The sequence below is a fragment of the Ancylobacter sp. SL191 genome, from assembly GCF_026625645.1.
In the GTDB taxonomy this organism is placed as follows: Bacteria; Pseudomonadota; Alphaproteobacteria; order Rhizobiales; family Xanthobacteraceae; genus Ancylobacter.
In genome coordinates, this window is the sequence record NZ_CP113056.1 from 4,625,384 (window position 1) to 4,637,928 (window position 12,545).

Annotated in this window: 13 protein-coding genes; 2 read left to right on the forward strand and 11 right to left on the reverse strand. The window is 68.6% G+C overall.

What is annotated here, in order from left to right:
- Positions 1-3: 3 nt before the first annotated feature.
- Together OU996_RS21200 and OU996_RS21205 are read left to right on the forward strand one after the other, a co-directional pair.
- Entirely contained in the window at positions 4-306 is a 303-nt protein-coding gene (locus tag OU996_RS21200; protein WP_267583601.1) for a hypothetical protein, read from the forward strand.
- Between the two features lie 108 nt (positions 307-414).
- Entirely contained in the window at positions 415-711 is a 297-nt protein-coding gene (locus OU996_RS21205) for a hypothetical protein (protein WP_267583602.1), read from the forward strand.
- Between the two features lie 187 nt (positions 712-898).
- Here the strand turns inward: OU996_RS21205 and OU996_RS21210 are convergent, their stop codons facing one another.
- The 11 genes from OU996_RS21210 to OU996_RS21260 all read right to left on the reverse strand — a co-directional run bounded on the left by OU996_RS21210 (position 899) and on the right by OU996_RS21260 (position 12,430).
- Positions 899-3,253 carry a Tex family protein gene (locus OU996_RS21210; RefSeq protein WP_267583603.1) on the reverse strand — a complete coding sequence of 785 codons (2,355 nt, stop codon included), beginning with the start codon at positions 3,251-3,253 and terminating at the stop codon, positions 899-901.
- Between the two features lie 84 nt (positions 3,254-3,337).
- Positions 3,338-4,717, reverse strand: a complete 1,380-nt coding sequence (locus OU996_RS21215) for a GntP family permease (RefSeq protein WP_267583604.1) — start codon at positions 4,715-4,717, stop codon at positions 3,338-3,340.
- A gap of 3 nt (positions 4,718-4,720) precedes the next feature.
- Positions 4,721-5,290 (reverse strand): gluconokinase, encoded by a 570-nt coding sequence (locus tag OU996_RS21220; protein ID WP_267583605.1) that lies wholly within the window; start codon positions 5,288-5,290, stop codon positions 4,721-4,723.
- A gap of 117 nt (positions 5,291-5,407) precedes the next feature.
- Positions 5,408-5,653, reverse strand: coding sequence for a DUF2934 domain-containing protein (locus tag OU996_RS21225; RefSeq protein WP_267583606.1), 246 nt, complete (start codon positions 5,651-5,653; stop codon positions 5,408-5,410).
- 67 nt (positions 5,654-5,720) lie between these two features.
- Positions 5,721-7,244, reverse strand: a complete 1,524-nt coding sequence (locus OU996_RS21230) for a UxaA family hydrolase (protein ID WP_267583607.1) — start codon at positions 7,242-7,244, stop codon at positions 5,721-5,723.
- Positions 7,245-7,248: 4 nt separating this feature from the next.
- Positions 7,249-8,259: a zinc-binding alcohol dehydrogenase family protein gene (locus OU996_RS21235; protein WP_267583608.1), complete on the reverse strand. Its 1,011-nt coding sequence runs from the start codon at positions 8,257-8,259 to the stop codon at positions 7,249-7,251.
- 95 nt (positions 8,260-8,354) lie between these two features.
- Positions 8,355-9,155 (reverse strand): transporter substrate-binding domain-containing protein, encoded by an 801-nt coding sequence (locus tag OU996_RS21240; protein WP_267583609.1) that lies wholly within the window; start codon positions 9,153-9,155, stop codon positions 8,355-8,357.
- Between the two features lie 81 nt (positions 9,156-9,236).
- Positions 9,237-9,965: an amino acid ABC transporter ATP-binding protein gene (locus OU996_RS21245; protein ID WP_267583610.1), complete on the reverse strand. Its 729-nt coding sequence runs from the start codon at positions 9,963-9,965 to the stop codon at positions 9,237-9,239.
- Entirely contained in the window at positions 9,949-10,602 is a 654-nt protein-coding gene (locus OU996_RS21250) for an amino acid ABC transporter permease (RefSeq protein ID WP_267583611.1), read from the reverse strand. The genes OU996_RS21245 and OU996_RS21250 overlap by 17 nt, the downstream gene beginning before the upstream one ends.
- A gap of 11 nt (positions 10,603-10,613) precedes the next feature.
- Positions 10,614-11,297, reverse strand: a complete 684-nt coding sequence (locus OU996_RS21255) for an amino acid ABC transporter permease (protein ID WP_267583612.1) — start codon at positions 11,295-11,297, stop codon at positions 10,614-10,616.
- Complete coding sequence (locus OU996_RS21260; RefSeq protein ID WP_267583614.1) at positions 11,294-12,430, reverse strand: mannitol dehydrogenase family protein; 1,137 nt, start codon at positions 12,428-12,430, stop codon at positions 11,294-11,296. The genes OU996_RS21255 and OU996_RS21260 overlap by 4 nt, the downstream gene beginning before the upstream one ends.
- Positions 12,431-12,545: the final 115 nt, after the last annotated feature.

A 12,545-nucleotide genomic window follows, 5' to 3' on the forward strand; every position in this document is an offset into this window, starting at 1 on the left:
GGGATGACCAAGCCGACCCGCGATACCCCGTTCAAGCCCACATTGTCGCGCACTGAAAGCAAGGCCGAGGCTGTCTCGCGCATCGCCATGTCGATGATCGAGCAGGAGACCGCGCAGCGCGAAGCCAAGACCGAACGCCTCAAGCTGGCCCGCCTCGAACGCGAGGCTGCAGAGGCCACGACACGCCAGATCGCCAGCGAAGCCGCCAAGACGGCACCCGCCGCCGCGAAAGCGCCCCGCGTCCGCGTCAAGCTGGCCTCCAAAGCCGCGACGCAGGCCACCGCGACCACCCGCAGCGCCGGCTGAACCGCCCGCGGTTCGGATCGCCGCGGCGCATGTCGAGTCCACCCTCCCTGATCCACGCCGTGCCGACGTGCCGAACTGTCGCCAGCCAAGGCGGCCAAGGAGGAGCCCGTGCCGGTACAACTTTGCCCGCCCATCAGCTCGCAGACCGAGCTTCACACGCCGCTCGCCCGCCCTGTGCTGGTGGCCGGCGAGCCCCCGCGCGCCTTCGTGACCATTCTGGACGCGCTCGCCAGCCTGAACGACCATGTGCCGGGAAGCTCGGCGGAGGTCGACGATGTCATCGACACATTGATGCGGGCCGCGCAAAGCCAGGATCCGGCGCTGCTCGCCCGAGCGACCGACCGCTTCGAGAGCACGTTGCGCAAATGCTACGCTGCGCCCGATCTCATGAACGAAAGCCCCTGAACGGCCCCGCCATCCCGTGAACCGCACGCGGGGCGAGAGCGTTGCGCTCTCGGGTTTTTTGTCTCGGCGCGTTTTCTTCACGCGACCCGGAATCCATTTCGTTCGAAAATGCTTGAGGGCCCCGCGCCTCCCAGCCGCGCCACTCATCCCACGACCGCGTTCCCGCGCACTGCGCTGTCCCGCCGCCTCACTTGCGACGCAGCGCATCCATCAGCGCGGCACCGAAAGCTCCCTGCGGTTCGCGCGGCGTCTCGGCGCGACGCGGCGCGCCCGTGGTGGGACGCGCGGCAGCCGCCTTGTCGCGCACGGGCTCGCGGGCACTCTCGCGCCCGCCCGCGGCACCCGGCGCCGCGTCCTTGCGCAGGGAAAGGCTGATGCGCTTGCGCTTGAGGTCGACCTCGAGCACCCGCACCTTCACCACATCGCCGACCTTCACCACCTCGTGGGCGTCCTTGACGAAGCGGTCGGCGAGCTGGGAGACATGCACCAGCCCGTCCTGATGCACGCCGATATCGACGAAGGCACCGAAGGCCGCGACATTGGTCACCGTGCCCTCCAGCAACATGCCGGGCTTGAGATCCTTCATGTCGTCGACGCCGTCCGCGAAGGTCGCGGTCTTGAAGGCCGGCCGCGGATCGCGGCCCGGCTTTTCCAGTTCGGCGATGATGTCGCGCACCGTCGGCAGGCCGAAGCGCTCATCCACGAAGCTGCGCGGATCGACTGCCTTCAGTACCGCGCTGTCGCCCATCAGCGTGCGCAGGTCGCGCCCGCAGGCGGCGACGATCTTGCGCGCCACGCCATAGGCCTCCGGGTGAACGGCGGAGGAATCAAGCGGCTCGGCACCATCGCGAATACGCAGGAAGCCGGCGCATTGCTCGAAGGTGCGCGGCCCGAGCCGGGCGACGCTCATGAGTTGCTTGCGGCTGGCGAAGGGACCGTTCGCGTCGCGGTGGGCGACGATAGCTTCCGCCAGCGAGGTGCCAAGACCGGACACGCGGGCCAGCAGCGAGGCGGAGGCGGTGTTGAGGTCGACGCCGACCGCATTCACCGCATCCTCCACCACCGCGTCGAGCGCGCGGGCGAGATGGTACTGGTCGACATCGTGCTGGTACTGCCCGACACCGATGGACTTCGGGTCGATCTTCACCAGCTCGGCCAGCGGATCCTGCAGGCGGCGGGCGATGGACACGGCGCCGCGCAGCGACACATCGAGACCGGGGAACTCGGCGGCGGCCGCCTCGGAGGCGGAATAGACCGAGGCGCCGGCTTCCGACACCACGACCTTGATCGGCTTCACCCCGCCCTCGGGCACGGGCAGCATGGCGAGCAGGTCCGCCACCAGCTTCTCCGTCTCCCGACTACCCGTGCCGTTGCCGATAGCGATGAGCTCGACGCGGTGCTGGCGGATCAGGCTGGCGAGCTCGGCCTGCGTGCCGCGCACATCGTTCTTGGGCGGGAAGGGATAGACGGTGGAGGTGGCGAGCAGCTTGCCGGTGCCGTCGACGATCGCCACCTTCACACCGGTGCGGATGCCGGGATCGAGGCCCATCGTGGCGCGTGAGCCGGCCGGGGCGGCCAGCAGCAGATCCTTGAGATTGCGCGCGAAGACCTCGATCGCCTCGGTCTCGGCACGGGCGCGCAGTTCGCTCATCAGGTCGATCGACAGGCTGAGCGAGAGCTTCACCCGCCAGGTCCAGCCGGCGACCTCCATGAGCCAGGCATCGCCCGGCAAGCGGGAGCCGATCCCGCAGGCGTGGGCGATGATCTGAACCACGGGTTTGATCGGCGCGGGATCGTCGAGATCGACCTCGACGTCGAGCGTCAGCACCTCTTCATTACGCCCGCGCAGCATGGCCAGCGCCCGATGGCTCGGCATGCCCGCCCATTTCTCCGCATGGTCGAAATAGTCGGAGAACTTGGCGCCGGCGTCCTGCTTGCCGTCGACCACGCGGGCGTGGATGACGGCGCGCGCGCGCAGATGGGCGCGCAGGCGGCCCAGCAGCTCGGCATTCTGCGCGAATTGCTCGGAGAGAATGTCGCGCGCGCCCTCCAGCGCCGCCTTCACATCCGGCACCTCCTCGGTGAGGTAGCCGGCCGCGAGTTCGGCAGGCACCAGCGCGCGGTCGGCCAGGATGGCGTCGGCCAGCGGGCCAAGACCGCGCTCGCGGGCGATGTCGGCGCGATTGCGGCGCTTGGGCTTGTAGGGAAGGTAGATGTCCTCCAGCTCCGCCTTGGTGACGGCGCCGGCGATGGCGCCTTGCAGCGCCTCGGTGAGCTTGCCCTGCTGGCGGATCGACTCGGTGATGGCACTGCGGCGGGCTTCCAGCTCGCGCAGATAGACCAGCCGCTCGCCAAGAAGGCGCAGCTGCGTGTCGTCGAGACCGCCCGTCACTTCCTTGCGGTAGCGCGCGATGAAGGGCACCGTCGCGCCCTCGTCGAGCAGCGCGATGGCGGCCAGCGCCTGCTGCGGGCGGGCGCTGATCTCCCCGGCGATCTGCTGGGCGATGCGGGCGGTGACGGCGGTATCGGTCGTGGCGCTCATGCGGTTCCCGGAATCGATGGGACGGGGCCGCGACCATAGTGAGAGCGGCCGGCAAAAGCCAAGGCCGCCCCCATCACAGCATCATCAGGCCAGCCAGAAGATCAGTCCCGACAGGGCAAAACCCATCAACCCGACCAATGTCTGCATCACGGTCCATGTCTTGAAGGTGGTCTTGATGTCCATGTTGAAGAAGCGACCGACCAACCAGAAGCCGGAATCGTTCACATGCGAGAGCATGACCGAGCCGGCGGCGAGCGCGACGACGATGGCGGCGAGATCCGCTCCCTGATAACCCGCCGCCTGCACTGCGGGCTGCACAAGCCCCGCGGCGGTGATGAGCGCGACGGTGGCCGAGCCCTGTGCGACGCGCAGCGCGGTGGCGATGAGAAAGCCCGCGACGAAGATCGGCAGGCCGATATAGGCCATGCCGTCGGCCAGCGCGTCGCCAATGCCGGAAGCCCGGAGCACCCCGCCGAACATGCCACCGGCGCCCGTCACGAGGATGATCGAGCAGACCGGGCCGAGCGCGGAATCCAGCGTGCGCTCGACACTTGACGCATCGCGCCCGCGCCGGGGGCCGAGCACATAGGAGGCGACCAGCACGGCGATCAGCAGCGCTACCGGCGTCGCGCCGATGGTGCGCGCAAGCTGGAACCAGCCGGCGTCGCTGTTCACCCAGCCCTGCGCGCGGGCGAAGTCCAGCCCGGTATTGATGAAGATGAGGACCAGCGGCAGCAGGAGAAGACCGACCACCGTGCCGGAGCTCGGCGGGTTCACCGGCGGCTCCGCCGGCGCGCCGCCGGAGAGGATCTCGGGCACTGGCAGAACCACGCGCTGGCCGATCCAGTGGCCAAACAGCCAGCCGGCGACGATCCAGGTCGGGATGGCGACGGCAAGCCCCACCAGCACCAGCAGCCCGACATCGGCGCCGAGCAGTTCGGCCGCAGCCACGGGGCCGGGATGCGGCGGCACGAAGACGTGCATCACGGAAAAGGCGGTCGCGACGGGAATGCCGTAGAGCAGCAGCCCGCCGCCAAGCCGCCGTGCCACGGTGAACACCACCGGCAGCATCACCACGAGGCCGGCATCGAAGAAAATCGGGAAGCCGAAGATCAGCGAGGCGATGCCGAGCGCCAGCGGCGCGCGCTTCTCGCCGAAACGGTTGACGAGGTCATCGGCAAGCGCCTGCGCACCGCCGGACACCTCGAGCAAGCGCCCCAGCATGGCGCCGAGGCCGACGAGCAGCGCCACCCCGCCCAGTGTCGAGCCGAAGGAGGAGGTGATCGTCGTCAGGATCGCCTGCGGCGGGATGCCGGCCACCACGGCGGTGAGCAGGCTGACCAGGATCAGGGCTACGAAGGCGTGGACGCGGAAGTGGATGATGAGGACAAGGAGGAGGACGATCGCGCCAATGACGATGGCGAGGAGCGGCCCGATGCCGAGCGTCTGCTGGAAATTTTCCACGCGTCAGCCCCCCACCTGCGCGCCGGTCGCGGCGGGATACGCCGCCGCCCGGTCGGTCAGCCCCAGCCCCTCCAGAGCGCGGGCGACGACCTGCTCGGGCGGCACGTCGACGGTGACCTGCACCCCGCGCTCGTCCGCCGCAAGGTCTTCGAGCGTGTCGAACTGGGAATCGAGCAGCGAGGGCGGCATGAAATGGCCGGTGCGGTGGGCCATGCGGTCGGCGACCAGAGCGCGGTCGGCGATCAATTCGACAAAGCGCACATCGGCCTTCGCCCGGCGCAACGTGTCGCGGTAGGCCCGCTTCAGCGCCGAGCAGGTGATGATGACATTGCGCCCGCTTGCCGCCTCGGCGTCGATATAGGCGCGGATCTTCTCCAGCCAGGGCGCGCGGTCCTCGTCGTCGAGCGGAACGCCCTTCGACATCTTGGCGATGTTGGTCGCGGGGTGGAAGGTGTCGCCCTCGGCATAGGGCCAGCCAAGAGCCTCGGCGAGCATCCGGGCGGTGGTGGTTTTGCCGGTGCTCGACGGGCCCATCACGATCAGCGCCAGCGTCGCGCCCGTACCCTCACCCATTTGCTGCATCCTCGGCTCTCCACCTCGACTGTATCCCGAGGTGGAACGCCACGGCGCGCCGCATGGTTCCCCCGCGAGGTAGGCGAGGGCGGGCGCTTTGACAATACAAGGAGACGGTCAGCCCGAGGGCTGCTGGTTGGGATCGTCGCTGCCGACATCCGGCAGCATGCCGGTGCCGGGGGTGGCATCCTCGTTGACGAGGTCCGGCCGGGCGTGCGGCCCGGCGCTGGGCATGTCCGCGTCGTCGGTCTCGACCAGCGCCGCCGCCTGCTGCCAGTGCTCGATCTCGCGGCCGGTCGGGCAGCCCTCCGCGAGCCACAGCTCATGCGCCTTCGCCCTGATCTGCTCGTCGCGCTCACTCATGGTCCGGCTCCTTACCTGTGTGAGGCAAGAACCCGCGAGGCGCCGGCCCGTTCCGCACGGCGACCGCCTACATCACCGCGCCGAGCTGCCAGGGCACGAACTCGTTGCGGCCATAGCCGAGCAGTTCGGATTTCGAGCGCTGGCCGGAGGCGATGGCGAGCACGGCCTCGAAGATCTCGCGGCCCTTGGCCTCGATCGACACGCCGTCGAGCACATCGCCGCAATTGATGTCCATGTCCTCCTCCATCCGGCGGAAGAGGTCGGAATTGGTCGCGAGCTTCACCGAGGGTGTCGGCTTGCAGCCATAGGCCGAGCCGCGCCCGGTGGTGAAACACAGCATGTTCGCCCCGCCGGCCACCTGCCCTGTCGCCGCCACCGGGTCGTAGCCGGGCGTATCCATATAGACGAAGCCCCGGCGGTCGATGCGCTCGGCGTAGCGGTAGACGCCGCGCAGGGTCGAGGTGCCGCCCTTGGCGACCGCGCCGAGCGACTTCTCCAGAATGGTGGTGAGCCCGCCCGCCTTGTTGCCCGGCGAGGGGTTGTTGTTCAGTTCGCCACCGGCGCGGGCGGCGTACTGCGTCCACCACTCGATCAGATCGACGATCTTGCGCCCGACCGCCTCGCTTTCCGCCCGGCGGGTGAGCAGATGCTCGGCGCCGAATATCTCCGGCGTTTCCGAGAGGATCGCCGTGCCGCCATGACGCACCAGCAGATCGACCGCCGCGCCGAGCGCCGGGTTGGCGGTGAGGCCCGAATAACCGTCCGAGCCGCCGCATTGCAGCGCCAGCACCAGCTCGGAGGCCGGCACCGTCTCACGCACGCTGGCATTGGCGTAGGGCAGCATTTCGCGGATCTTGGCGACGCCGGTCTCGATGGACTGGCGCGTGCCGCCATTCTCCTGAATGGTCAGCGTCTGGAAATGCGGTCCCTCGACGATGCCGTACTGCTTCATCATGCGCGGGATCTGGAACACCTCGCAGCCGAGCCCGACCACGAGGATCGAGGCGAAGTTCGGGTGGCTGGCATAGCCCCATTGGGTGCGGGCAAGGATGTCGAACTCCTCGCTCTTGGAAGCCATGCCGCAGCCCGTGCCGTGGGTGAAGGCGACCACGCCGTCAATGTTCGGGTAGTCCGCGAGCACGCCCGAGCGCGTTACCGCGTCGGCGATGAAATCAGCCACCGTCGCCGAGCAGTTCACCGAGGAGAGGATGCCGATATAGTTGCGCGTGCCGACCCGCCCGTCGGCGCGGCGGAAGCCCTGAAAGCTCGCCGGCGCCTCGCCCGGCAGCAGGCCGGTATCGGGCCGGGCCTCGGAGGCGAAGGCATAGTCGCGCTCGAAATCCTGCAGCACGACATTGTGCTCGTGGACCCAGTCCCCCGGGGCGATGTCGGCGCCAGCAAAGCCGATGACCTGGCCGAACTTGCGGATCGCCTCGCCCGCCGCAATGGCGCGCGAGGCCACCTTGTGGCCCTTGGGGATCTGCCGCGCGGCCACGACGCCCGCCGCGACCATGGCGCCGGCCGGCAGGCTGTCGACCGCGATCACGACATTGTCGGCGTCGCCAAGGCGCAGGATGCGGGGAACGGCCATGGGCTCAGACTTCCAATATTGCCTTGATGACGCCCGCCTCGGGCTTCAGCCAGGCGTCGAACAGGACGGGCGCCTCGCTGAGCGGGCCGCGATGGGTGTTCAGCGCCTTGGTCGGCACCTTGCCGGCCTCCATCTGCCGGACGACCTCGGCGAAGTCGTCGGCCTGCGCGTTGCGGCTGGCGAACAGCGTCGCCTCGCGCTTGTGGAATTCAGGGTCGGAAAAGGTGATGTCGGTGCGCACCACGCTGACCAGCACGTAGCGGCCGGCATGGGCGAGAAAGCCGAAACCGCGCTGCATGGCGGCCGCGTTGCCGGTGGCGTCGATCACCACATCGTAGAAGTCGCCGCCGGTCAGCCGCTTGGCTTCCGCCTCGGCGGAGGCGTCGGCGATCAGCATCTGGTCGGCGCCCAGCTCGTTGATGGTGAAGCCGATGCGGTCCTCGCGCAGGTCCATCACCGTCACATGCGCCCCGCGCGCCTTGGCGAAGATGATGGCGGACATGCCGATGGGGCCGGAGCCCACGACCAGCACGCGGTCCTGCCCGGTGATGCCGCCGCGCTTCACGCCATGGGCGCCGATGGCGAGGAACTCGATCATCGCCGCCTCGTCCAGCGAGGCGGAGCCGGCCGGCACGACGTTCTGCACGGGCACGCAGAGGAATTCGGCCATGCCGCCATCGCGGTGCACGCCGAGCACGTTGATGTTCATGCAGGCATTGTTCACGCCCTTGCGGCAGGCATGGCAGGTGCCGCAGGACAGGTACGGCACGATGTAGACATTCTGCCCCTTGGCGAGGCCGCTGCCCGCCGGCGCGCTCTCCACCGTGCCGGAGAGCTCGTGACCCATGACGCGGGGATATTCGAGGAAGGGGTGCTGGCCCTTGTAGATGTGAAAGTCCGTGCCGCAGATGCCCACCCGGCGGATGCGGATCAGCGCCTCGCCCGCCGCCGGCACCGGCTCGGGACGGCTGATGACCGAGAGGCGGCCGGGTTCTTCGCAGATCAGGGCTTTCATGGCGCGGGCTTTCCGGGGCGGGGTCGAAGCGGAGAAAGATGCGGCCCGATGAGAGGCGTGGTGCCGGGATCACCGGGCCGCAGTCGGGAGGCTCGTCAGTTGGTGGCCGGCAGGGTCTGCGGCAGCGGCACGCCGTTGTATTTGAGGTAGATCTCGCGCAGCTTCCCGTTGGCCAGGTCTTGCGCGATCCACTCGTTGAGCGCGACGCGGAGCTTGTCCTCGCCCTTGCGCAGGCCGATGGCGTAGGGGTTGGTCTTCAGCACGAGCTTGGTCTCGAACGGGTCGTTGGGACGGCGCTGGTTCACCGCCGCCATCACCTGCGGCGAGGAGCCCATCACGTCCACCTGGCCGGAGACCAGCGCGGTGATGAGGGTCGCGTCGTCGTCATAGCGGACGATCTCGGCGTTCTTCACCTGCGCGGTGACTTCCTTGTCGTTGGTCGAGCCGCGCGTGGTGCCGATGCGCTTGCCGGCCAGATCCTCGACAGTCTTGATGGCGGCGCCCTTGGGCGCAGCAACGACGATCTGGATCACGCCATAGGCGTCGGAGAAATCGATGACCTTCTTGCGCTCCTCGTTCACCGAGAAGGAGGCCATGACGATGTCGGCCTTGCCGGTCAGCAGGAACGGCACGCGGTTCGGGCTGGTGACCTGCACGATCTCCAGCGGCACGCCGAGATGGGCGGCGAGCAGGCGGGCGCTTTCCACGTCCGAACCGGTCGGCTGCATCTGCGCATCGGCCATGCCGAAGGGCGGGGAGCCAAGGTCGATGGCAACCAGGAGCTTGCCGCGCTTCTTGATGTCGTCAAGCGTGTCGGCCTTGGCGAGGCCCGGCAGGCCGAAGCTGCCGGCGAGGCCGGCAATGGCGGTGGCAGTGAGGAATGCGCGGCGGTTCATGGTGCCCTCCCAGGGACTTGTTGGCGTTAGGCGTTGAGATGGGACCGGCGCCGCCTTGGCGTTGAGGCGCCGGCCGGACGATCAGAGGCCGGAGCCGACGAACTCGGCGAGTTCGGGCGTCTTCGGGCTCTCCAGCATGGAACCGGGCCCGGTCTCCCAGACCTTGCCCTTGTGCATGTAGACGACCTGGCTCGCGACCTTGCGGGCGAAGGCCATCTCATGGGTGACGAGGATCATCGTCATGCCGCCGCGGGCGAGGTCTTCCATGACCTTCAACACCTCGCCGGTGAGCTGGGGATCGAGCGCCGAGGTCACCTCGTCGAACAGCATGAGCTTGGGCTGCATGGCGAGCGAGCGGGCGATGGCGACGCGCTGCTGCTGGCCGCCGGAGAGCTGCTCGGGATAGTGCCCGGCCTTCTCCGCGAGGCCGACGCGGCGCAGCACGTCCTGGGCGAGATCGCGCGCCTCGGCCTTGCCCACCTTCTTCACGCAGCTCGGCGCCAGCATGATGTTCTGCTCGGCGGTGAGGTGCGGGAACAGGTTGTAGCTCTGGAACACGATGCCGACGTCGCGGCGCAGCGAGCGGCGGTCGAGCTTGGGGTCGTGGACGGCATGGCCGCACACGTCGATCGTGCCGTCGTCGATGGTCTCCAGCGCGTTGATGCAGCGCAGGGCCGTCGACTTGCCGGAGCCGGACTGGCCGATCACCGCCGCCACCTCGCCGCGGCCGACCGTGAAGGTCACGCCGTCCAGCACCTTATGGGCGCCGAAGCTCTTGTGAACGTTCTCGAGTTTAACCACGGCCGACATTGAGCTTCCTTTCCAGCCTCCGGCTCCAGGTCGACAGCGGGAAGCAGATCGCGAAGTAGATCGCCGCCACGACCATGAAGACGGTGAAGGGCTCGAAGATCGAGTTGTTGATGAGCTTGCCGGCCTGCGCGAGTTCGACGAACCCGACCACGGAGGCCAGCGAGGTGTTCTTGACGATCTGCACGAGGAAGCCGACCGTCGGGGGCGTGGCGATGCGCATCGCCTGCGGCAGGATCACCCGCGTCATGCGCTGCCAGGGGGTGAGCGCGAGGCACTCGGCCGCCTCCCACTGGGTCTTCGGCACTGATTGCAGGCAGCCGCGCCAGATCTCGGCGAGGAAGCCCGACGCGTAGATGGTGAGGCCGAGCCCCGCCGCGAACAGCGCCGGCACTTCCTGGAAGCCGACAATGGCGATACCGAAATAGATCAGGAACAGCAGGATCAGCAGCGGCGTGCCCTGCACGATCTGGATGTAGCCGATCGCCGCGTAGCGCAGCGCGCGGTTCGGCGAGATGCGCATCAGCGCGACGGTGAAGCCGACCAGACCGCCGCCGATGAAGGCGATGGCGGACAGGCCGAGCGTCCACAGCGCGGCCCAACCGAGGAATTGCAGATGGATGAGGCTGAAACTCGGCATGGATCAGACCCTCACAGCGCCGTGCCGAGCTTGCGCCGGCGCACGAACACCACGAGGCCGAACAGCCCCAGCGCGATGCGCACCACGAAAGACAGAGCGAGATAGATCAGCCCGACCACGATGTAGGTCTCGAAGGACCGGAAGGTGTCGGACTGGATGCGGTTGGCGACGGCGGTGAGTTCCTCCGCCGAAATCTGCGAGGTGATGGAGGAGGCCAGCATCAGCAGCACATACTGGCTGGTCAGCGCCGGATAGACCCGCTCGATCGCCGGGCGGATGATGACGTGCCAGTAAATCTGCGGCCGCGACAGGCCGAGGCAGTCCGCCGCCTCGAGCTGCGACTTGTGCACCGATTCAAGGCCGGCGCGGACGATCTCGCAGGTATAGGCGGCGACGTTCACCACCAGCGCGATCACCGCCGCCATGTTGGCGGACACCCGGATGCCGAGCGTGGCGATGCCGAAATAGACGATGAACACCTGCACCAGCAGCGGCGTGTTGCGGATGATCTCTACATAGCTCGCCACCAGAAAGCGCACCCAGCGCGGCCCGTCCGACCGGCCGATGGCGCAGAGCGTGCCGAGCACGAAGCCGAGCACGGTGGAGACCGCCGAAAGCTGCAGGGTGAGCCAGGCGCCCTGCAGGAATTCCGGCCAATAGGCCCAGAGCGAGCTGAAATCGAACTGATAGGTCATGCCACCTGCTCCGCGCCGTGCCGCGCGACGATGGCCGCGAGCACCGGTGTCGCCGGGGCGCCGGGCTGGCCGGCGATCCAGTCGAGGAAGGCGCCGAGCCGCCGCTCGACCTTCACCGCGTGGTTCTGCGCGATGTCGGCGATGCGGTGATCGAGGAACGGGTTGCGGAAGCGGTCGAGCGTGACGCCGACATAGGCGCGGGCCTCAGCCTCCATGCCCCGCGCGGCAAAGCCGGGGATGACCTCCTGCGCATAAAGCGCATCGAGCCGGGCGCGGATGGCGTCATCGGCGAGGATGGCCCGCACCGTCTCGCCCGGCGCCCGCCCCTCGCGCACCCAGATTTCCGCCAGCACGGTGTGGCCGAGATTGAGGATGTGCAGCTTCAGCCGCTCGAAGGGGTCGAGATCGTCGGTCAGCGTCACGCTGGGATGGCTGAACGGCAGGTCGAGCCCCGCGCGGCGCTCGATGGCCCAGAGCGCATAGGGCTCGGCCACCGCGCCGACCGGCTCGATCGGCTCGGAGACGATGCGGTCGACCAGCGTGTTGGCGAAGACCACCGAGGTCGCGATCCAGTCGCCGAACGCCGCCGGGGCGCCGCTGGCGGCGGCGAGCGCCTGCACGGCGGCGCCGAGCACCTCGCCATTGCGGTTGATGAGTTCGCAGGGCAGCAGGGTGAGCGGTCGCCCTCCCGCCTGCCAGCGGGCATGGAGCAGCGCGGTCAGCTTGCCGGGGAAGGAGACCGGCACAGCGCCCGACAGCAGCGCCGGGCCCTGATCCTCATCGACGATGCGGTAGCCGGCATCGCCCATATTGGAGACGACGATCTCCGCCTCCTGCGCGAAGAGCCGGGTGAGCGCCGGCCAGTCGGCGGCGGCGGACAGGCCCTGATCGACAGCGGTCACCTGCACGGCGCGCTCCACCGGGGCGCCCTCGACCATGCCGCGAATGATCACCGGATAGCCCTCGGGACGGCCAAAGGCGGCGACACGGCCGGCGCGATCGGCCGAGCCGGAGGCCTGCACCACGGTGATCGGGCCGATGTCCTGCCCCTGCTGGCGCGCCTCATGGACGAACAGCGCCACATGGGCCTGCAGGAAACGACTGGTTCCGAATTGAAGGATGCGCCGGGTCACGCGGGCAGCACCCGGCCTCGTCCGCACGGACGGACCGCACTGACATCGACAGGCTGGCAGGCACACGGATTCCGGCTGTCGCCGTTGAGCAACATGATCGCTTCCTCACCCAAGA